The following is a 20,479-nucleotide window of genomic DNA, read 5'->3' as shown; positions in this document are numbered from 1 at the left end:
CAGACTTCGAGCCAACCCCCTTGGAAGGAGCAGACCGATGTCCCGTGCATTTCAGCGCCTCTCGATCCCCGCATCAGCGGGCATCGGTCTTCGCTCACCTCACGTCAGCGAGATGCTGACCCGCAGACCCTCCGCTGGCTGGCTCGAAGTGCATGCCGAGAACTACATGGGACATGGCGCCGGCGTCGAGGCGTTGGATCGGCTGCGCCAAATCTATCCGCTATCGGTTCATGGCGTTGGCCTCTCGCTGGGCAGCGCGCGAGGAGTGGACCGCGATCATCTGGAAAGGCTGCGCAAGGTCTGCGAGCGCTTCCAGCCCGATCTCGTCTCGGAACATCTCGCCTGGAGCGTGGCCGACGGCGCCTACCTGAACGACCTGTTGCCGCTGCGCTATGACGAAGAGGCGCTGGCGATCGTGGCGCGCAATGTCGAGACCGTCCAGGGCGCGCTGGGGCGGCAGGTGCTGATCGAAAATCTGTCTGCCTATGTCGCCTTTGTGGATTCGTCTATGAACGAGGCCGAATTCCTGGCCGAGCTCGTCGCGCGGACCGGCTGTGGCCTGCTGCTGGATGTCAACAACGTCCAGGTTTCGGCGCACAACCTCCAATATGATGCAAAAGCCTTCATCGATACGCTGCCAGTAGAGGCTATCGGTGAGATCCATCTTGCCGGACATGCGATCAATCACGTCGGGACCGACACCGTGCTCATCGACGATCATGGCTCGCGCGTGCCACCGGTTGTCTGGACGCTCTACCAGCATACCATAAGTCGGCTTGGACCGCGCCCTACCCTGATCGAATGGGACACCGATGTTCCTGTTCTCGATGTGCTGCTCGGCGAAGCGATGTGGGCCGACATGCTTTCCGCTTCGATCATGTTCAACCGCAAGCAGGCCGCGAGACAAACGGCGGCCGCAAAACCCCGGCCACAGTCCACCCTCGTTTCCTTCGAAGCCGAGGCAAGGACAGGCATGCCCGTGCTTGCGGCATTTGCCGCCGCCAAGGCCGGACAGGTCATGCCGTCAGCGTTGCCGCAAATAATACAGGGAGGATACCATGCTGCCGCTTGAAGACTTGCAGACCACCATGGCGCGCTCGGTGCTCTCCATCGAGCCGTTGGTCGCCGCAAAAATTTTGACCGCCGGCAAGGCCGATCCTTTGGCGCGCCTGCGTATCTACCAAAACAACACCCGCAGTTCGCTCACTTCGGTGCTGATGGCGGTGTTTCCCGTCACGGTTCGCCTTGTCGATGAACGGTTTTTCCGTTTCGTAGCCAGCGAGTTCATTCGACGGCATCCGCCGGTGGAGTCGCGGCTGGCGCGTTATGGCGCCGGCTTCCCGCGCTTCCTGAAGACGATCGACACACTTTCCGACATGCCGATCGTGGCCGAAACGGCTCGGCTCGAATGGACCATCGCAGAAGCGCTCGACGCCGTTTGCCTGCCGTCGCGAACCCTGTCTGAATATGACAGCACCAATCTGGGACCCTCACCCGATATCCTGTTGCAGCCCTCCCTGCGGCTGATCGTTTCGTACTGGTCGATCCTGTCCGTTTGGACGGCGCACCAGCAAGAGGCGATGATCGACCAGCAGAGTGCCTGGATAAGGCGCCCTCAACGCGTGGCGTTGTGGCGAGCCGGAGATAGCGTCCGGCTGGTCCTTCTCGATCGGGCGAACTTTGCGTTCCGGCATTCGCTGAAGCACGGCCTAGGCCTCGAACACGCCACAAGCCGTGCCCTCGCCCTCGATCCCTCATTCGATCTCGTGTCCGCGCTCGTGCGTCTGTTCGGCGACGGGCTCGTCACGGATGTTCGGATCCCGACGCATCCCCTCTCAAACTGATGGAGACAGTCATGACCGCGATACCCGAATATTCCTCGCCCAATTCTGGCGGCCTTGTCGGCCTCTACAGGCGCGTTATCAAACTACCCGACCGCATTCCGTTTTCGCTGATCCAGCTCGCCGCCCGCCTCGCGATATCGCATGTCTTCTGGCAGTCCGCGCAAACGAAGCTGGCCTCCTGGCCGGTGACGCTGCAGCTGTTTGCCAACGAATACAATCTGCCATTCATCGATCCGTCGATTGCAGCGCCTCTGGCAACGGCTGCCGAAATCACGGGATCGGTGCTGCTCTTCCTGGGGCTGTTCTCCCGCCTTGGCGCACTGATGCTGCTCGGTGTCGTATCGGTAATCCAGATTTTCGTTTTCCCGGAGAACTGGGCCGAGCATCTGTTGTGGGCCTCGCTGCTCCTGCTCGTGCTGACCCGTGGCGCCGGCGTCTTTTCGCTCGACTACGTTGCGGAGCGGTCCTTTTCAGCATCCAGAAAATGAACATCTCGACCAGCTAGGGAAGCGCGGTGCGCATCTTCATCTTTCATGCCCACCCGAACCCAACAGCTTTAACGGCGCACTAACCCGCGCAGCGCAAGGCACGCCGCACACAAAAGGGCATGCCGCCCGTAAGGACCGGCCAAGCAAGAGAGTCTTCGCAATCCAGTGGAGGTAGGCATGACTGCCTACAACGTCGTTCGGTTCCGCACCAAGCCGGGCAAGGAACAGGCATTCATCGATGCACACAAGAAGGCGACCCTCGACGCCACGGGCCTCCAAAAGGCCGCTCTGATCAAGACCGGCGATCGGACCTTCTGCGTCGTCGGTGAATGGAACGACTTGGACAGCCTCGCGGCGGCACGGCCGCAGATGATCGGCCTTTTGGGCACAATGTGAGACATGCTGGAGGATCTCGGCGGCGACCTCGGCATTACCGATCCGGTCTCCGGAACGGTCATCGCCGACATCAGGACCTGAAGGGGCCCAACCGGGGGCTTGGTGCGCACCCGTCTATCAAAATCAACGAGCGACGCACGAACTACTGGAGTCCGCTGAGCCTTCGACGTATAGGCTGTCGTGAGGCAAGGTTGAGGATCCGACGTGACGGTAGTCGACGATCGTCTTCTCGAAAGCAAGATGACCAAGGTGGAGCAGGCGCGAGCCTGGAGCCCACGCGTCATCTCGAAATTCGAGACGCTGATCAAGAGCGCCGACGACCACTCACTCTATCGCGTTAATCCGCGGTCCTTTGCTCGCGACCGCGCAATCGCCGAGCCTGAAGCAATCGACCTCTTCCTTCATGCCACCCGCTGTGGGTTGTTCGACATGAGCTGGGATGTGCTGTGTCCCCAGTCCGGGATGGTGCTCGATAGTTTCGGCGCCCTGCGCACGCTGAAGACCCACTACGTCTGTGGCCTGTGCGACGTCTCGGGCGACACCGACCTCGACGACTTCATCGAGGTCACCTTCTCGGTATCGCCGAAATTGCGGCGCCTGCCTTACCACGATCCCGAGACGCTCCCTGTCGAGGATTTTCACTGGAAGCTACATTTCGGACATGACGGGCGGCTACCGGGCCAAGACGTTCGCTTTCTTGACGTTCTGCGCGGCTTCGTTCGGGGCATGACGTTTCTGCCACCCGGCACCACCACAGTTCTCCGCGGCGACCTGGGACCGGGCGCCCTTTCTGGCGTCAACGTCCAGACGCAGGCCGCGTTCGCTGTGCCAATATCAGGCGATCCGGTGTTCGCACCGACACTTCTGAAAATCGATTACGACGGCAAACGCTTCTTGCCGGCTTTGCCCACTGTGCAACCTGGCCCGATTGTCATCGAGGTAGTGAATAGAGGGACAGTGCGAGGTTCGTTGCTTGTTATCAACTGGCCGCCCGAGCTTGTCGCGCTGACCAACAAGCCAGCGCTCGATTTCGAACCCTATGTTTCCGGTGGAGCGCTGCTTGCGCGGCAAACGTTCCGCCAGCTGTTCCGGTCCGAACGTGTCGACGAGAAGGAGGGGCTCGGCATCCGGCAGATCACCTTCCTGTTCACGGACCTAAGTGGTTCGACCGCCATGTATGAGCGCCTAGGTGACCTCAACGCCTACGCTTTGGTCCGCGAGCATTTCGCTCTGGTCAACGTGGCGGTTCAGCAACATTCCGGAGCGGTGGTCAAGACGATTGGCGACGCGGTGATGGCTGTATTCTCGCGGCCGTCGGATGCGATTTCGGCTGCACTTCACATCTTTGAAGAAATCGATCGCTTCAACAGTGACCATGACGGGCCGGGGATCATTCTCAAGATCGGAGCCCACTGTGGACCGTCGATCGCCGTGACACTCAACGACAACCTCGATTATTTCGGCCAGACCGTGAATGTCGCCGCACGCGTGCAGTCCTTGGCGGAAGCCGGACAGGTCTGCATTTCAGAGGCGCTCTATTCCGCGCCCGGGGTTCGCGAAATGCTTGCCGGCCATCGTGTCGTGGCTTTTGACGCGCCCCTTCGGGGTGTGCAGGGTGACGCAACTGTCTATCGCATTACACGTGGATAGACGCGTGTGGATAGACACGATTGCGTGCCAACGCCATTTCGCACCGCGTAGGAACGGGAACTCAGGGCCTCAGTCACGGTCTTGAGCAGTTCAAAGGGATAGGCTGGTGCTGCGAGAGAGGATTGAACTCTCGACCTCTCCCTTACCAAGGGAGTGCTCTACCACTGAGCTACCGCAGCCGCTGATGGCGGGCTTCTGCCATATCGAACCGGCAAGCGCAAGGCCAAGTGCAACGCTTCTGTTAAAGCCTTTGCCGGATAGCTTTTAATGACATGGCGGCGCCACAATGTTGGCTATCCCTGAATGGGTGTCGGCCGACAGGCAGGCGGGACGGGACGATGAACGACAAGACAAATCAAGCCAAAAAGGGCGGCACGGACCGAAAGGACCGGCTCGCCGAGCAATTGCGGGCCAATCTGCAGAAGCGCAAGGCGCAGTCGCGCTCACGCCGCACTGGCGACGCCGACAAGCGGCGCGCCGGGGAAGCCGACCAGCGGCCGGAGGGGCTCGGCGGAGCCAAGGAAATACAAAAAGATTAACTCAAATCGGCCACTGTTGGACCGGAGTGGGCGAAATCCTATTTCTTGAACCACGCCGGCCAATGGTCTAGACGGGCCGATACTCAAACGATTGAACCGGCCTTTTCTGGCCGAGAGGGACGTTTTCCATGGATCGCATCAGAATTGTCGGCGGCAACAAGCTTGCCGGAAGCATTCCGATTTCGGGCGCGAAAAACGCGGCCCTGCCGCTGATGATCGCCTCGCTGTTGACCGACGACACGCTGACGCTGGAAAACGTGCCGCATCTGGCCGACGTCGAGCAGTTGATCCGGATCCTCGGCAATCACGGCGTCGACTATTCGGTCAATGGCCGCCGCGAGAAGCAGAATGAAGGCTATTCGCGCACCATCAACTTCTCCGCCCGCAACATCGTCGACACGACGGCGCCCTACGAACTGGTGTCCAAGATGCGGGCCTCGTTCTGGGTGATCGGCCCGTTGCTGGCCCGCATGGGCGAGGCGAAAGTGTCGCTGCCGGGCGGCTGCGCCATCGGCACGCGCCCGGTCGACCTGTTCCTCGAAGGCCTGCAGGCGCTGGGCGCCGACATCGATGTCGACACCGGCTATGTGCTTGCCAAGACCCGGAACGGCCGCCTTGTCGGCAACCGTTACGTGTTCCCGAAAGTCTCGGTCGGCGCCACCCATGTGCTGATGATGGCGGCGTCGCTGGCCAAGGGCGAGACGTTGCTGGAGAACGCCGCCTGCGAGCCCGAGATCGTCAACCTCGCCGAATGCCTCAATGCCATGGGCGCCAGGATCTCCGGCGCCGGCACGCCAACCATCACCATTGACGGCGTCGAAGCGCTTTCGGGCGCCCGCGTGCGCGTCATCCCCGACCGCATCGAGACCGGCACCTATGCCATGGCTGTCGCCATGACCGGCGGCGACGTGGTGCTCGAAGGCGCGCGTCCCGAATTGCTGCAGACCGCGCTGGACGTGATCGCCCAGACGGGCGCCGAGATCACGCAGACCAATTCCGGCATCCGCGTGAAGCGCAACGGCGCCGGCATTTCGCCTGTCGACGTGACGACGGCGCCCTTCCCGGCCTTCCCGACCGATCTGCAGGCGCAGTTCATGGGCCTGATGACGATGGCCAAGGGCAAGTCGCGCATCACCGAGACGATCTTCGAGAACCGTTTCATGCATGTGCAGGAATTGGCTCGGCTTGGTGCCCACATCACGCTTTCGGGCCAGACGGCGATCGTCGACGGTGTGGCGAAGCTGAAAGGCGCGCCGGTTATGGCCACCGATCTTCGCGCTTCCGTCTCGCTGGTCATTGCCGGCCTGGCCGCCGAAGGCGAGACCACGGTCAACCGCGTCTACCATCTCGACCGCGGCTTCGAGCGGCTGGAAGAGAAGCTCTCCAACTGCGGCGCGGTGATCGAGCGGATTTCGGCGTAAGGCAACTGCCTTCCAGCGCTGGCGATTGGCGAAAGCCGAAGCCACATCCAATCTCCCCCTTTGCGGGGGAGATCAGCGGTTCCGCCGATGGCGCCGCCAGTTCATTGCTTGGGCCGGATTCCGTGCTGCGGTTGCACCGACCGGAAAGACCGCCTAACAGAGGGCTTAAACCAACTTTCAGGTGCACTTTCAGCATGGCAGCCCTCAAACTCATCGCGCTCGACGATCAGGATCTGAGCATTGTCTCGGCCCATGTCCAGGACGCCGTGATGAAGGTTTCGGACCTCGAATTCCTGCCTTCGGCCAAGCGTTTCGTGCTGACCATGAACCGCTTTGTCTGGGAGGCGAAGTCGGGCCTGTTTCGCCAGCACAATGAGCGGCGGCAGGCCGTACTGCATTTCGACAGGGTGCTCGGCGCCAAGACCAACGGCATAGCCCGCGACAAGCCGGCCGAGATCCTGTCCCTGCTGGCGATCAGCTTCATCGAGATCAGCAAGCCGGGCGGCATCGTCGAGCTGATCTTTTCCGGTGGCGGCACCATCATGCTCGATGTCGAGTGCATCGAGGCCCGCCTTGCCGATGTCGGCGGCGCGTGGGAAGCCACGTCGCGCCCCGTCCACAAGGCTTGAATATCCGATGGCCATCACGCTTCGTCAGTCCGATGCCGATTTCGAGCAGCGTTTCGCCGCTTTCCTGTTGACCAAGCGGGAAGTCTCCGAGGACGTCGACGCCGCCGTGCGGCAGATCATCGCGTGCGTGCGTGCCGACGGCGATGCGGCGCTGATCGACTACACACAAAGGTTCGACCGTGCCGATTTGACCAGCCTCGGCATTGCGGTGTCGAAGGAAGACATTGCGGCCGCCTACGAAACGGCCGACCCGAAGGCGGTCGAAGCGCTTGAATTCGCGCGCGACCGTATCCGATCCCACCATGAGCGGCAGCGGCCCAAGGATGATCGCTACACGGATGCCGCCGGGGTCGAACTCGGCTGGCGCTGGACGGCGATCGAGGCGGTCGGGCTCTACGTGCCGGGCGGCACCGCAAGCTACCCAAGCTCGGTGCTGATGAACGCCGTGCCCGCCCGGGTGGCCGGCGTCGAGCGCATCGTCATGGTCGTGCCGGCGCCGGGCGGCATCATCAATCCGCTGGTGCTGGTGGCGGCCGACATCTCAGGCGTGTCCGAGATCTACCGCGTCGGAGGCGCGCAGGCGATAGCGGCACTTGCCTATGGCACCGAGACCATAAAGCCGGTCGCAAAGATCGTCGGGCCCGGCAATGCCTATGTCGCGGCGGCCAAGCGCCAGGTGTTCGGCACGGTCGGCATCGACATGATCGCCGGCCCCTCGGAAGTGCTCGTCGTGGCCGACGGCAGCAACGATCCGGACTGGATCGCCGCCGACCTGCTCGCCCAGGCCGAGCACGACGCGTCGGCGCAATCGATCCTGATCACCGACGAGCCGGCTTTCGGCAAGGCGGTCGAACAGGCGGTCGAGCGCCAGTTGCAGAGCCTGCCGCGAACCGAGACGGCGTCGGCGAGCTGGCGCGATTTCGGCGCGGTGATCCTGGTGCCAACGATCGACGCGGCATTGCCGCTGGTCGACCGCATCGCCGCCGAGCATGTCGAACTGGCAATAGATGACGCCGAGGGCTTCCTGTCGCGGATGCGCAATGCCGGCGCGGTTTTTCTCGGCCGTCATACGCCGGAAGCCATTGGCGACTATGTCGGCGGCTCCAACCATGTGCTGCCGACGGCGCGCTCGGCGCGCTTCTCGTCGGGCCTGTCGGTCCTCGACTTCGTCAAGCGCACCTCGATCCTCAAGCTCGGACCGGAACAGTTGCGCCTGCTGGCGCCCGCGGCGGTCGCGCTGGCAAAGGCGGAAGGGCTCGACGCGCATGGCCGCTCCGTCACCATCCGGCTGAATATGTAGGCCGATATGACGGGCTCCGATCAAACCCGCGCAAAACTGATCGATGTCGAACTCGATGAATCGATCGGCCGTTCGACGCCCGATGTCGAGCATGAGCGGGCGGTGGCGATCTTCGACCTGATCGAGGAGAACAGTTTTCAGCCCGTCAATGACAGCGGCGCCGGTCCCTACCGGCTGAAACTGTCGCTGGCCGAGCAGCGCCTGGTGTTCGCCGTGGCGCGCGAGGACGGCAGCGCGGTCGTCACCCACATCCTGTCGCTGACGCCTCTGCGGCGCATCGTCAAGGATTACTACATGATCTGCGAAAGCTACTACGACGCCATCCGCTCCTCGACGCCGAGTCATATCGAGGCGATCGACATGGGCCGCCGGGGTTTGCACAATGAAGGCTCGCAGACGCTGATGGACCGGCTTTCGGGCAAGATCGACATCGATTTCGATACGGCGCGCCGGCTGTTCACGCTGGTCTGCGTGCTGCACTGGCGGGGCTAATCCTGGCTATCCTGCCCCGCTCGATCCTGTTCCTGTGCGGCATGAATGCCGTGCGCTCGCCGATGGCAGAGCAGCTGGCACGCCGGATGCTGCCCGCCACCACCTTCGTGGCTTCGGCCGGTGTGCGCGCCGGCGAGCGGGACCCATTCGTCGATGCCGTGCTGGCCGAGGACGGTCTCACGCTGGGCGAGCGCCATCCACGGACGCTGGACGAGCTCGAGGATGACTATTTCGACCTCATCGTGACGCTGGCGCCGGAGGCGCACCATGCCGCGCTGGAGCTCACCCGCTCGCTTGCCGTCGAGGTCGAATACTGGCCGACACCGGACCCGACGGGTGCCGGCGGCACGCGCGAGCAGATCATGGCCAGCTATCGCGACGTGCGCGAGCGGCTGAAAGCCCGGATCGGCGGCAGGTTCATCGCTCCAGACCATCCGGATTAAGCGTGTTCACAAGCGAACGATTATCATATAGGTTCCGCCGAAATTCCAGCCGGGGCGCTGGAATTGCCATCCAAGCAAAGGTATCGAATGCCGAAGGAAGAAGTCCTCGAGTTTCCGGGTGTCGTGACGGAATTGTTGCCCAACGCGATGTTCCGGGTGAAACTCGAAAACGAACACGAGATCATCGCCCATACGGCCGGCCGCATGCGCAAGAACCGCATCCGCGTGCTGACCGGCGACAAGGTTCTGGTCGAGATGACGCCATACGACCTGACCAAGGGCCGCATCACCTACCGCTTCAAGTAAGATCAGGGCTCGGCCGGAACGCGATGAGCATTTTGCAGAAGCTGGTGCTTGCCTCGGGTTCGCCGCGCCGTATCGAACTCCTGCAGCAGGCCGGCATCGAGCCGGACCGCATCCTGCCAGCCGATATCGACGAGACGCCGCTGCGTGCCGAGCATCCGCGTTCGCTGGCCAAGCGGCTGTCGAAGGAAAAGGCCGAGAAGGCGTTCGCGTCGCTGAAGACCGAGACGGACCATGCGCCAAGCTTCGTGCTGGCTGCCGACACGGTGGTCGCGGTCGGGCGGCGCATCCTGCCCAAGGCCGAGACGCTCGATGATGCCGCCAACTGCCTCGGCCTGCTGTCGGGCCGTTCGCACCGGGTCTATTCAGGCATCTGCCTGATCACGCCGGGCGGCAAGTTGCGCCAGCGGCTGGTCGAGACGCGGGTTCGCTTCAAGCGGCTGCCGCGCGAGGAAATCGACGCCTATGTCGCGTCCGGCGAGTGGCGTGGCAAGGCAGGCGGCTACGCCGTCCAGGGTCTCGCCGGCGCCTTCGTCGTGAAGTTGGTCGGCTCGTACACCAACATCGTCGGCTTGCCGCTCTACGAGACGGTGGCGCTGCTGTCGGGCGAGGGCTTCAAGATCCATCAAAACTGGTTGTCCCCACGGCTATGAGCCCCGACGACAAAGTGACCCCGCTGCGCCCCAAGCGCCCCTGCCCCGAATGTGGCAAGCCCTCGGCGCGCGAGACCTACCCATTCTGCTCGACGCGCTGCAAGGACATCGACCTCAACCGCTGGCTGAAGGGCGCCTATGTCATCAAGGCCCGTGACGACGAGGAAGAGCCGGACGCCGACGAGCCGAAATAAAGCGGCCATCGGCGACATGCTCTGATCAGGCCGCTTCCGTCTTGCGCTTCACGCGCGCCCAGGCCGGCAGCCAGTCGCCGTGAGCGGCCAGGAGATCATCGACCAATGACCAGATCTGGTCGAGATCGAGTTCGGCCGATGTGTGCGGGTCCATCATCGCTGCATGATAAATATGCTCGCGGTTCTCGCTCATCAGCGCCCGCACCGTCAGTTCCTGGACGTTGATGTTTGTGCGGATCAGTGCCGTCAGTTGCGGCGGCAGGTCGCCGATGTAGGTCGGCTGGATGCCGGAGGCATCGACAAGGCACGGTACTTCGGCGGCGCAATCGCGGGGCAGCGAGGTGATGCAGCCATTGTTGCGGACATTGCCGTAGATCACCGAGGGTTCGCCGGTCCAGACCGAATTCATGATCGAGGAGGCGTATTCCCGGGACGGCTCCACCTCGATACGGTCGGCCGAGCGATAGGCCTGCGCCTGGTCCTTCCAGTGCTCGATCTGTTCGATGCAGCGCTTGGGGTATTCATCGAGCGGAATGCCGTATTTCTCGATCAAATCGGGGCGACCGTCCTTTATGAAATAGGGCGTGTATTCAGCGAAATGCTCCGAACTCTCGGTGACGAAGAAACCCAGCCTGGTCAGCATCTCGTAGCGCACCTTGTTGGGACAGCGCGGGTTCCAGCCGGGCTTGGGCGCGCGGCCCTCGCGATAGGCGCGAACGAGATCGGGATAGAGGTTGCGATAGGAGCCGTCCGCCTGCCGATGCTCGAACTTCAGGTAGAAGGCCATGTGGTTGATGCCGGCCGAGCGATAGCGGATTTCCTCGTAGGGAAGGTCGAGATCGTGTGCCAATTCCATCGCCGTGCCCTGCACCGAATGGCAGAGGCCGACCTGTTTGATATCAGGGTATTTCTCCGATATTGCCCAGGTGTTGATCGCCATCGGGTTGACGTATTGCAGCATGATCGCTTCGGGGCAGACGGCGAGCATGTCCTCGCAGATCTTCCACAGATGCGGAACGGTCCGCAGGCCGCGCATGATGCCGCCGACGCCGAGCGTGTCGGCGATCGTCTGGCGCAGGCCGTATTTCTTCGGCACTTCGAAGTCGGTGACGGTGCAGGGCTCGTAGCCGCCGATCTGAAAGGCGACGACGACGAAGTCGGCGCCGGCGAGTGCCTTGCGCTGGTCGGAGTAGGTCTCGGCCTTCGCCTTGACGCCGAGCGTCGCGATCAGCTTGTTGACGACGACGGCGCTCTCCTCCAGCCGCTGCGGATTGATGTCCATCAGAGCGATCGTCGCGCCCGACAGCGACGGGCGCTGCAGCACGTCGCCGACGATGTTCTTCATGAACACCGTCGAGCCGGCGCCGATGAATGTGATCCTGGGATTTTCTGCCACGCTAACCTCCGGCTATGTTCAGGCCACGTCGAAAGCGGCCCTGACGAGCCGTTCGGTGTAGGCGGTCTTGGGATTGGAGAGGACCTCGTCGACAGGTCCCTGCTCGACGATCTTGCCGTGCTGCATGACGATGACGCGGTGGCAGAGCGCCCGCACCACCTTCAGGTCGTGCGAAATGAAGAGGTAGCTCAGGCCGCGCTCGTCCTGCAGCTTGCGCAAGAGGTCGATGATCTGGGCCTGGACGGAGAGGTCGAGCGCCGAGGTCGGCTCGTCGAGCAAAATGAATTCGGGTTCGAGCGCAATGGCACGGGCAATGGCGATACGCTGGCGCTGGCCGCCGGAAAATTCGTGGGGAAAGCGCGACAGGATATCGCCGGGCATGCCGGCGCTGACCAGCGCCTCGCGCACCCGCTCGACCCGCTCGCGCCGCGTCGCGCCGATGCTGTTGACGATCAGCCCTTCCTCGATGATCTGGCCGATCGTCATGCGCGGATTGAGCGAGGAAAAGGGATCCTGGAAGACGATCTGCATGCGCGAACGCAGCGGCCGCATTTCGTTGCGGGACAGGCCCTGGATCGGCTGGCCGTCGAAACGGATTTCGCCGCGCTTGGCGTCGATCAATCTCAGCAAGGCCTGGCCGAAGGTGGTCTTGCCGGAACCGGATTCGCCGACCAGCCCCAACGTCTCGTGGCGGCAAAGTTTGAGGCCGAGGTCGTCGACGGCGACCAGTTCGCGCCAGTCCGGTTTCAGGAAGGTGCCGTGGCGCAGCATGAAGCAGACGCGCACGCCATTCGCCTCGAGGATGGTGCCACTGCCCTCCGGCAGCGGTTGCGGCCGTCCGCGCGGCTCGGAAGCCAGCAGCCGCCTGGTGTAGGGATGCTGCGGATCGGCGAACAGCCGTTCCGTGACGTTGTGCTCGCACATTTCGCCATGCTGCATGACATAGACGTAGTCGGAAAATTTGCGCACCACCGTGAGGTCATGGGTGATCAGGATCACCGCCATGCGCAGCTCTTTCTGCAAATTGCGGATCAGGTTGAGGATCTGCGCCTGGACCGTGACGTCGAGCGCCGTCGTCGGCTCGTCGGCGACCAGCACGTCTGGATTGTTGGCGAGCGCCATGGCGATCATCACACGCTGCCGCTGCCCGCCGGAGAGCTGGTGCGGGTATTGCTTGAGCCGCGCTTCCGGCTCGGGGATCTGCACATGCCGCAGCAGCTCGAGCGCCCGCGCCCAGGCTTGCCTGCGGCCCACCTTGCGGTGCACCCTGATCGCCTCGACGATCTGGCTGCCGACCGTGTAGATGGGATTGAGCGAACTCATCGGCTCCTGGAAGATCATCGAGATGCGGTTGCCGCGCAGCTTGCGCCGGTCTCGCTCGGCGAATTTCAGGATGTTCTGGCCCTCGTAACAGACGCTCGATCTTGGCGACACGGTGGCGCGCCGCGACAGCAGCCCCATGACGGTACGCGCCGTCACCGACTTGCCGGAGCCGGATTCGCCGACGATGGCGATCGTCTCGCCGCGATAGAGCTGGAACGAGACGTCCTTGACCGCCTCGACGACACCGTGCTCGACCTTGAAGGCGACCTCGATGTTGCGGGCGTCGATGATGGGCTCGCCCTGGCGCCCGTCATGGTCGTGGCGGACGGCAGGTGCGAAGGTTTCGGCGAGCGCGACGGTCATTCCTGCCACCTCAATAGGGGTCGACGGCGTCGCGGAGGCCATCGCCCAGCGCGTTGAAGGCAAAGACGGTGACGAGTACGAAACCGACCGGCGACAGGATCCAGGGATAGGTGCCTATGACGGAATAGGTCGCGGTGTCCTGCAGCATCAACCCCCACGAGATCAGCGGCGGCTTGACCGCGAAGCCGAGGAACCCGAGGAAGGATTCCAAGAGCACCACCGTCGGGATCGCCAGCGTCACGGCAACGATCACGTGGCTCATCACATTGGGGAAGATGTGCTGCATGATGATGCGCCGGTCGGTGGCGCCAACCGCCATGGCGGCGCGCACATATTCGATCCGCGCCAGCGCCAGCGTCTTGCCGCGCACCTCGCGCGACATCTGCGCCCAACCCAAGGCCGACATGACGATGATGACGAAGGCGAGGAAGACATTGGTGGGCGCGGTGACCGGGATCAACGTCGTCAGCGCCAGATAGAGCGGCAATTGCGGAAAGGCGAGCACCAGTTCGACGAAGCGCTGCATCCAGACATCGAACCGGCCGCCGAAATAGCCGGAGACCATGCCGACCGTGGTGCCGATAACGGTGATGATGAAGACCACCGTCAGCGCGATCATCAGCGAGACGCGCGAGCCGTGGATGGCGCGCGACAGGACATCGCGGCCAAACTTGTCGGTGCCGAGGAAATGCACCGGCAGGCCGTCCATCGAGGCGAAGAAATGCCGGTTGGCCGGAATGAGCCCGAAGAGCCTGTAGGGCGCGCCCTCGACGAAGAAGCCGAGCAGCCTCGGGTGGTCGTAGTCGGGGCCGACGATGGGCTGGAAGGTGACCGGATCGAGATCCGCCGAATCGGCAAGTGCATAGACCCTCGGCCGCATGACGAGATTGCCGTCCCTGTCGTGGAAGGAAGGCACTTGCGGCGGCGCGAAGCCGACATCGGTCGCCTTCGGATCCATCGGCGCCACGAACTCGGCGAACACCGCCATCACCAGCAGCAGCACGACGAGCCAGAGCCCGGCCATGCCGGTCCAGGAGCGCTTCAGCCGGCGCCAGACAAGCGCGATGTAGCTCTCGTTGCCGCGCGCCGGTATTGCTATGATGGGCGCTTCGGCCGGCAGCGGTGGGGGTGACGGATCGCGCGCCAGCATCTAGCCCTCCCCGAACTGGCGCACGCGCGGATCGAGCAGGACGAGCAGCATGTCAGCGATGATGTTGCCGACGATCAGCGTCGCCGACAGCACCATCATGAAGGTCGCGGTGACGTAGACGTCGCCGACCGCCATCGAGCCGACGATCGCCGGGCCGACGGTCGGCAGCGCGAAGATGATCGCCGTCTCGATCTCGCCGGTGAGCATGTAGGGCAGCACCACGCCCTGATACATGACGAGCGGATGCAGTGCGTTGGGCACGGCATGGCGCATGACGACGGCGCTGCCGGTCAGGCCCTTGGCTCTCGCCGTCTCGACATATTGGGCGTTGAGCGTATCCAGCAGATTGCCGCGCATGACGCGCATGTTGTAGGCGAGGCCACCGAAGGTGGCGATCGCGACCACGGGCCAGACATGCTTGACGAGGTCGGCGAACTTGCCCCACGACCATGGCGCGCCGCCATATTGCGGCGAGAAGAACGAGCCTATCTCCGACACGTTGAACTGGAAGACCAGCAGATAGACGATGATCAGCGCCATCAGGAAGCGCGGCACCGTCATGCCGAGGAAGGAGATGGCCGACAGCGTCGAGTCGATCCAGGTGTATTGCCGGGTCGCCGCCCATATGCCGAAGGTGATGCCCAGCACCGAAGCGAGGAGATGGCAGACCAGCGCCAGGATGAGAGTGCGCGGCAGCCGCTCGCCGACGACGTCGGCAACCGGCTTGTTGTAGTAGAGGCTGTAGCCGAAATCGCCGCGGGTGACGATGCCGCCGATCCAGTTGAGATACTGGACGGGCAACGGCTTATCGAGGCCATGTTCGATACGATATGCGTGGGCCTGAGCGTCGGCTTGGGCGAAGGAGGCGCCACCCTGGTTGATCAGCTGCGAGCGGATGTAGTCGGCATAATCGCCCGGCGGCGCCTGGATGATGGCAAAGGTGACGAGACTCAAGATGGCGAGGACCGGTATCGCCGACGCTATGCGCATTGCCAAGAATCGCAGCATGGACGGTCCGCTTCCTCATCTTGCCGGACGCGCCGCTTGGGGCGTTCGGAGGTTGGTTTTTCCCGGCCGCGCCATCAGCGCGGCCGGGTCTCTCTCAGTCAGGGGAGGTAAACCTACATCGGGCCCTTGTCGCCGGGCTTGCCGGGGAGCTCCTCAGGGAAGAGTTCATATTTCGCCTGCTTGTCGGCGGTGACGAAGACACGTTCACGGACGATCGAATCCTCGGCCCAGTTGAACATGAAGATCGGTGTACCCTGCGGGATATTGGAGAAGCGCTTGTTGACGATCAGCGCCCCGGGATACTCCGTCAGGCCGATATTGTAGACGTGTTCCGTCGATATCTTCTGGAACTCCTTCATCAGGCTGGCGCGCTCGTCATTGTCCGACGAGGAGACGAACTTGTTGACGATGTCGACGAGGTCCTTTTCGAAAGGCATCAGGTCGACCTGGCCGCTTTCCGGCGCGCGGTGATCCCAGCTGGTCTTGGGACCGACCGGCGCGAGCTGTTCGGTGTTCTGCACGACCGAGGTCAGTTCCTGGTCGTTACGCCGGATCAGCCAGTCGAAGCGGCCGGAATATTGCGAGGCGTCGCGCTGGGTGCCGTTGAGGCCGTTCAGCACAACCCGAAGCCCGAGCTTCTCCATCTGGGCGACGATGCCTTCGGCGAGGCTCTTGTCAGTGCCGTAATCGTTGTTGACCAGCATCACGATCTCGACGTTCTTGCCGCCGGCGGTGCCGGCCGGGAAGTTCACGAAACCGTCGCCATCCGTGTCCTTGAGGCCGGCCTTGGCGAGTTCGGCCTTGGCGCCCTCGAGGTCGAAGGGATAATAGACGGTCGACTTGCGGTCATAGAAGCTGGTGCCAGACGAGAAGCCGCCGGGATAGATGGCGGTGAACGGCCCTTTGACCAGGGAGTCGCCAAGCGCCTTGCGGTCGAGCGCCATGGTGACGGCCTTGCGGAAATCCTCGTTGCGGTTCAGCTCGCGGATGGCCTGACCGCGCTCGTCCGGGTTGCCCCAGCCATTGGCGGAAAAGTTCAGGCGCAGATTGTAGCCGATGAGGCGCGGGCCGAAGGCCAGACGTGCCGGCGCGTTCGCTTCCGCAGCGCGCTTCAGCGAGGCGACGAAGTTTTCCGGCTGCTCGAGGTTTGAAAAGTCGCCAGAGCCAGCCACCGCCTGGACATCGCGGTCGGCCCAGGTCGACAGCTTGTACTGCAGTTCGTTGAGATAGGGCAGCTGGTTGCCCTTTTCGTCGACCTTCCAATAGTAGGGGTTGCGGCGCATGACGATGATGTCGTCCGGCCGGTATTCGACCGGCACCCAGGCGCCCATCACCGGCATGTTCATATATTCCGGTGGGAAGGCGTTCTTGAACTGGTCGTAGGTGTTCTTCGAATATTTGGGATGCTGCGGCTTCAATATGTGCGCGGGACCGGGGCAGAAAGTGCCGTAGGCCATGGCGTAGAGGTACTGTTTCGGGAAGGCGTCCTTGAAGGTCCACTCGACGGTATGATCGTCGATCTTTTTCAGCGTCGTGCCGACGCCGAAGGTTTCCTGTGTCGCACCATTCAACGGAGAGACGTTCGGGTCGATGACCTCGTCGTCCCAGTAGAACATGACGTCGTCGGCGTTGAAGGCAACGCCATCGGACCATTTGGCGCCCTCGACCAGATGCATGGTCAGCTTATGGCCGTCCTTCGACCACTCCCAGCTTTTGGCCAGGTTCGGCAGCGGCTCGGTGTCCTTGGCCTCGACCTGGAACAGCGGCGCGGTGCGCGTCAGGCATTCGGAGAGGCCGATGTCGATGCCGCCCCAGCCTTGCGTCTGGCCGGCGCCATAGTTCCAGCCTTCCGGCCGCCCGCCGATCACATGGCGCATCGTATCGCCATAGACGCCGACGCCATCGGGCATGTTGGCCGTCTTGAAGACCAGCGGCTCCTTCGGCAGCCTGTCCTTCACCGGCGGCAGCTTGCCGGGCTTGACGTATTTTTCCGTCACCCAGTCCGGCTCGTGATATTCCGGCAGCGCCTTGAACTCCAAGATGGAGTCGCGCGCCACATACTTGATCTTGCCTTCGGCCGGAAACGTCGCCGGCGTCGGCGGGACCGTCGGTTCGGAAGCGAAGGCGTTGAGCGCCGGAACGGAGACGCTCAGCGCCAGTCCGGCGACAATGCCAATGCTGCGTAGGTTCCTCATTATCTCCTCCCTCGTGTTCAGACTTTTTCTGCTGCTGGTCTTCTGCATTGGCGGCTGACTGCGGCGGACCTGCCTCCCGTGGATCCGCGGCCGCTCCCGGGTTCAGCCGGTCTGCTTCAGCGCGGCCTTTTCGGCGCGCAACTCGTCGATCGAGCGCACGTTGCGCCGCGCAGCACCGGCCCATTCGCGGGTCTTGACCACGGATTTCGACAACCGCTCCTTGGCGGCCGGAACTGCATGCGCGTATTGCGGCAACCAGGCGGCCTGGGCGACGACCATTTCGTCGACCATCTGCCAGACCTCCTCCGGGGTCGACACCGCGCCAACCAGCGGATCATGCAGCACGGCGAGCTTCAGGAGATCGATATCGCCCGATATCGCGGCATGGACCGACATGCGCTGGACGTTGATCGAAGACATGCAGGTCGCCGCGCAGGCCTCCGGCAGCGTGATGCCGGCGGCCATGTTGATGCCGAAACGGTCGACGAAGCCGGGCGACTCGATGATGGCGTCCTGCGGCAAATTGGTGATCACGCCGTTGTTCTTGACGTTGAAATGGCCGCGATAGACGCGGTTGGTCTCCAGCGCCTCCAATATGTGGCTGGCATGCTCGTTGGAGCGCTTGGCCACGTCGATCGGCTTCGACGCCGCTTCAAGGAACTGCGGATACTCCGTCTCGAACCAGTTGCGGGTCTCGGTCGAGTAGCGCAGGTAGCCGCCGGTCTCGCCATGGATCCAGTCCGACATGTCGATCCAGCGCATGATCTCGTCCGGGCGCTTCCGATACCAGGGCAGGTATTCGGACAGATGGCCGTTGCTTTCGGTCGAATAGACGCCAAAGCGCTTCAGCACGTCGATGCGCAGCTTCTCCTGCTGCGAGTAGACCGGATGCGCCTCGAAGGCGGCAACCAGTTCATCCTTGCCGATCTTGCGGCCATTCAGGCGCAGATCGATGAACCAGGTCTGATGGTTGATGCCGGAGCAGACATAGTCGAGCTCCCGAGGCGACTTCGCACCCAGCACCTCGCCGATCTGCTCGGCACCGTGTTGGACGCCGTGGCAGAGCCCGACCGTGTCGACCTTGCCGTATTCGATCGCCGCCCAGGTGTTCATGGCCATCGGGTTGGCGTAGTTGAGGAACTTGGCGTTGGTGTCGGCGACCTCGCGGATGTCCTTGCAGAAGTCGAGGATCACCGGAATGTTGCGTTGGCCGTAGAGAATGCCGCCGGCGCAGATCGTGTCGCCGACACACTGGTCGATGCCGTATTTCAAGGGAATGCGGATGTCGTCGGCATAGGCTTCCAGGCCGCCGACCCGAACGCAGCTGATGATATAGCGCGCGCCTTCGAGCGCCTTGCGGCGGTCGGTGGTTGCCGTCACCCTGGTCGGCAATCCGTTCGCCTCGACGATCCTGTCGAGGATCGCCTTGATCATCTGCAGATTGTGCTCGCTGAGATCGGTCAACGCGAATTCGATGTCCTTGAATTCGGGCACACAGAGGATGTCGGTGAACAGTTTCTTGGTGAATCCGACGCTGCCGGCGCCGATAATAGCGATTTTGAAACTCATCACCTTCACCTCGATCCAATCGAATGCTAGGCAAGGAGCAACAAGGGAGGATATAGCCACACGCCAAGGCGTGCCTGCCATTCAGGCCGGAATCCGGCTTTTCTCCTCCCGCCCGCTCCTCGACCGCGGGTCTTTCGCGTTCTTCGAGGCGGGATTATGCGCTTATTCGCGAGCGCGACCAGAGAAGGATTATGCTTTCAGGGGTAATTTTGTGCTGCAGGATTTGATCGCCAACGGACAGTCGATGCGCACGATCTCGCTGCCGCGCGGCCGCCAGCGCCTGCATGCCATGCCGACAAGCACGGGCTATGAAGTGCGCGAAGACGAAATCTACGATTGGGATGGGCGCAAACGCGGCCAGACGCCATTCACCGTGCTCCAGCACACGATCAGCGGAACCGGCCGGCTGCGCTACGAGAACCGCAACTATCGCCTGCAGCGGAACGACACATTGCTGGTGCTGGTGCCGCACAACCACCGCTACTGGCTGGCCAGGGACGAGCGCTGGGAATATTTCTGGATCTCGATGAACGGCGAGGAGGCGCTGCGCATCCACAAGTCGATCCTCAACGTTTCCGGTCCGGTGTTCCGGCTGCAGCCGGCGACGATAGATCATCTTGCCGATTGCAGTTTGCGGCTCGTCAAGGGCGCCGCTTCACCGGGCGCTGCTTCGGCGATCGCCTACGAGGCTGCGATGGCGCTCTATGACGATGTCTTCGGCTCACACGCCTTTGCCGAGAAACAGAGCGCCATGCAGCCGGTCATCGATCACATCAACGCCAACCTCGACAAATCGCTGCCAGTGGCGGAGCTGGTCCAGATCAGCGGCCTCAGCCGGGCCCATTTCTCGCGCTGCTTTGCCGAGAGCGAAGGCCTGCCGCCAGCCGAATTCGTGCTGCAGCAACGCCTGCAGCGCGCGGCGAAGCTTTTGACCAAGGCCGACTTCCTGCCGGTGAAGGAAGTCGCCATCCTGTGCGGCATCGAGGACGCGAACTATTTTTCAAAGGTGTTCCGCCGGCTCTACGGAACCACGCCAAGCCAATTCCGCACCACCGGCATGTATGCCAGCTTGCGGACGCCGCCCCGGGGCCGCATCAGGGTGTCCGATGACGAGACCTGACGC

The 20,479-nt window shown here is 62.8% G+C and carries 21 protein-coding genes and 1 tRNA gene; 15 read left to right on the top strand and 7 right to left on the bottom strand.

What is annotated here, in order from left to right; translation table 11 throughout:
- Positions 1–37: 37 nt before the first annotated feature.
- The 5 genes from bufB to AC0NIH_RS12675 all read left to right on the top strand — a co-directional run bounded on the left by bufB (position 38) and on the right by AC0NIH_RS12675 (position 4,378).
- Complete coding sequence (gene bufB, locus AC0NIH_RS12695; protein WP_473461399.1) at positions 38–1,072, top strand: MNIO family bufferin maturase; 1,035 nt, start codon at positions 38–40, stop codon at positions 1,070–1,072.
- On the top strand, positions 1,059–1,844 hold the full coding sequence (locus tag AC0NIH_RS12690; RefSeq protein ID WP_473461397.1) for an HvfC/BufC family peptide modification chaperone: 786 nt from the start codon (positions 1,059–1,061) through the stop codon (positions 1,842–1,844). The genes bufB and AC0NIH_RS12690 overlap by 14 nt, the downstream gene beginning before the upstream one ends.
- 11 nt (positions 1,845–1,855) lie before the next feature.
- Positions 1,856–2,332 (top strand): DoxX family protein, encoded by a 477-nt coding sequence (locus tag AC0NIH_RS12685; protein WP_224690435.1) that lies wholly within the window; start codon positions 1,856–1,858, stop codon positions 2,330–2,332.
- Positions 2,333–2,509: 177 nt separating this feature from the next.
- Positions 2,510–2,728 carry an antibiotic biosynthesis monooxygenase gene (locus AC0NIH_RS12680; RefSeq protein WP_473461394.1) on the top strand — a complete coding sequence of 73 codons (219 nt, stop codon included), beginning with the start codon at positions 2,510–2,512 and terminating at the stop codon, positions 2,726–2,728.
- Between the two features lie 204 nt (positions 2,729–2,932).
- Positions 2,933–4,378: a DUF5939 domain-containing protein gene (locus AC0NIH_RS12675; protein WP_473461392.1), complete on the top strand. Its 1,446-nt coding sequence runs from the start codon at positions 2,933–2,935 to the stop codon at positions 4,376–4,378.
- Positions 4,379–4,482: 104 nt separating this feature from the next.
- On the opposite strand, the gene AC0NIH_RS12670 is transcribed toward AC0NIH_RS12675, so the two are convergent.
- A tRNA-Thr gene (locus tag AC0NIH_RS12670) sits at positions 4,483–4,557 on the bottom strand.
- Positions 4,558–4,716: 159 nt separating this feature from the next.
- Here AC0NIH_RS12670 and AC0NIH_RS12665 point away from each other — a divergent pair.
- The 9 genes from AC0NIH_RS12665 to yacG all read left to right on the top strand — a co-directional run bounded on the left by AC0NIH_RS12665 (position 4,717) and on the right by yacG (position 10,352).
- Positions 4,717–4,917, top strand: a complete 201-nt coding sequence (locus tag AC0NIH_RS12665) for a hypothetical protein (RefSeq protein WP_023766684.1) — start codon at positions 4,717–4,719, stop codon at positions 4,915–4,917.
- A 128-nt stretch (positions 4,918–5,045) separates the two neighbouring features.
- Positions 5,046–6,338, top strand: a complete 1,293-nt coding sequence (gene murA / locus AC0NIH_RS12660) for a UDP-N-acetylglucosamine 1-carboxyvinyltransferase (protein ID WP_023766683.1) — start codon at positions 5,046–5,048, stop codon at positions 6,336–6,338.
- A gap of 194 nt (positions 6,339–6,532) precedes the next feature.
- Positions 6,533–6,967 (top strand): DUF2948 family protein, encoded by a 435-nt coding sequence (locus tag AC0NIH_RS12655; RefSeq protein WP_023776486.1) that lies wholly within the window; start codon positions 6,533–6,535, stop codon positions 6,965–6,967.
- Positions 6,968–6,974: 7 nt separating this feature from the next.
- Positions 6,975–8,267, top strand: a complete 1,293-nt coding sequence (gene hisD / locus AC0NIH_RS12650) for a histidinol dehydrogenase (protein WP_287275384.1) — start codon at positions 6,975–6,977, stop codon at positions 8,265–8,267.
- Positions 8,268–8,273: 6 nt separating this feature from the next.
- Positions 8,274–8,759: a UPF0262 family protein gene (locus AC0NIH_RS12645; protein WP_023766680.1), complete on the top strand. Its 486-nt coding sequence runs from the start codon at positions 8,274–8,276 to the stop codon at positions 8,757–8,759.
- A gap of 41 nt (positions 8,760–8,800) precedes the next feature.
- Complete coding sequence (locus AC0NIH_RS12640) at positions 8,801–9,202, top strand: arsenate-mycothiol transferase ArsC (protein WP_474025227.1); 402 nt, start codon at positions 8,801–8,803, stop codon at positions 9,200–9,202.
- A gap of 87 nt (positions 9,203–9,289) precedes the next feature.
- Positions 9,290–9,508 carry a translation initiation factor IF-1 gene (gene infA / locus AC0NIH_RS12635; RefSeq protein WP_006200926.1) on the top strand — a complete coding sequence of 73 codons (219 nt, stop codon included), beginning with the start codon at positions 9,290–9,292 and terminating at the stop codon, positions 9,506–9,508.
- Between the two features lie 23 nt (positions 9,509–9,531).
- A complete protein-coding gene (locus tag AC0NIH_RS12630) occupies positions 9,532–10,158 on the top strand; it encodes a Maf-like protein (RefSeq protein ID WP_013893693.1) in 627 nt (208 codons plus the stop codon).
- Positions 10,155–10,352 carry a DNA gyrase inhibitor YacG gene (yacG, locus tag AC0NIH_RS12625; RefSeq protein WP_023766678.1) on the top strand — a complete coding sequence of 66 codons (198 nt, stop codon included), beginning with the start codon at positions 10,155–10,157 and terminating at the stop codon, positions 10,350–10,352. Before AC0NIH_RS12630 ends, yacG begins: the two co-directional genes overlap by 4 nt.
- A 25-nt stretch (positions 10,353–10,377) precedes the next feature.
- Here the strand turns inward: yacG and melA (AC0NIH_RS12620) are convergent, their stop codons facing one another.
- From melA (AC0NIH_RS12620) to melA (AC0NIH_RS12595), 6 genes are all read right to left on the bottom strand, one after another.
- On the bottom strand, positions 10,378–11,748 hold the full coding sequence (melA, locus tag AC0NIH_RS12620) for an alpha-galactosidase (RefSeq protein ID WP_473461388.1): 1,371 nt from the start codon (positions 11,746–11,748) through the stop codon (positions 10,378–10,380).
- A gap of 18 nt (positions 11,749–11,766) precedes the next feature.
- The gene (locus tag AC0NIH_RS12615) at positions 11,767–13,434 is read right to left on the bottom strand and encodes an ABC transporter ATP-binding protein (protein WP_473461385.1); all 1,668 of its coding nucleotides are present in this window, start codon (positions 13,432–13,434) and stop codon (positions 11,767–11,769) included.
- A 10-nt stretch (positions 13,435–13,444) separates the two neighbouring features.
- A complete protein-coding gene (locus AC0NIH_RS12610; RefSeq protein ID WP_473461382.1) occupies positions 13,445–14,584 on the bottom strand; it encodes an ABC transporter permease in 1,140 nt (379 codons plus the stop codon).
- Complete coding sequence (locus AC0NIH_RS12605; RefSeq protein WP_473461379.1) at positions 14,585–15,592, bottom strand: ABC transporter permease; 1,008 nt, start codon at positions 15,590–15,592, stop codon at positions 14,585–14,587.
- A 113-nt stretch (positions 15,593–15,705) separates the two neighbouring features.
- Positions 15,706–17,787, bottom strand: a complete 2,082-nt coding sequence (locus AC0NIH_RS12600; RefSeq protein ID WP_473461376.1) for an ABC transporter substrate-binding protein — start codon at positions 17,785–17,787, stop codon at positions 15,706–15,708.
- Between the two features lie 102 nt (positions 17,788–17,889).
- Positions 17,890–19,356 carry an alpha-galactosidase gene (melA, locus tag AC0NIH_RS12595; RefSeq protein WP_473461373.1) on the bottom strand — a complete coding sequence of 489 codons (1,467 nt, stop codon included), beginning with the start codon at positions 19,354–19,356 and terminating at the stop codon, positions 17,890–17,892.
- Positions 19,357–19,600: 244 nt separating this feature from the next.
- On the opposite strand from melA (AC0NIH_RS12595), the gene AC0NIH_RS12590 reads away from it, so the two are divergent.
- Positions 19,601–20,476 (top strand): helix-turn-helix domain-containing protein, encoded by an 876-nt coding sequence (locus AC0NIH_RS12590; RefSeq protein ID WP_473461722.1) that lies wholly within the window; start codon positions 19,601–19,603, stop codon positions 20,474–20,476.
- The last annotated feature ends 3 nt before the right edge of the window (positions 20,477–20,479 follow it).

This window comes from Mesorhizobium sp. WSM1386 (genome assembly GCF_055901595.1).
This window is presented reverse-complemented; position numbering and strand designations above follow the sequence as displayed.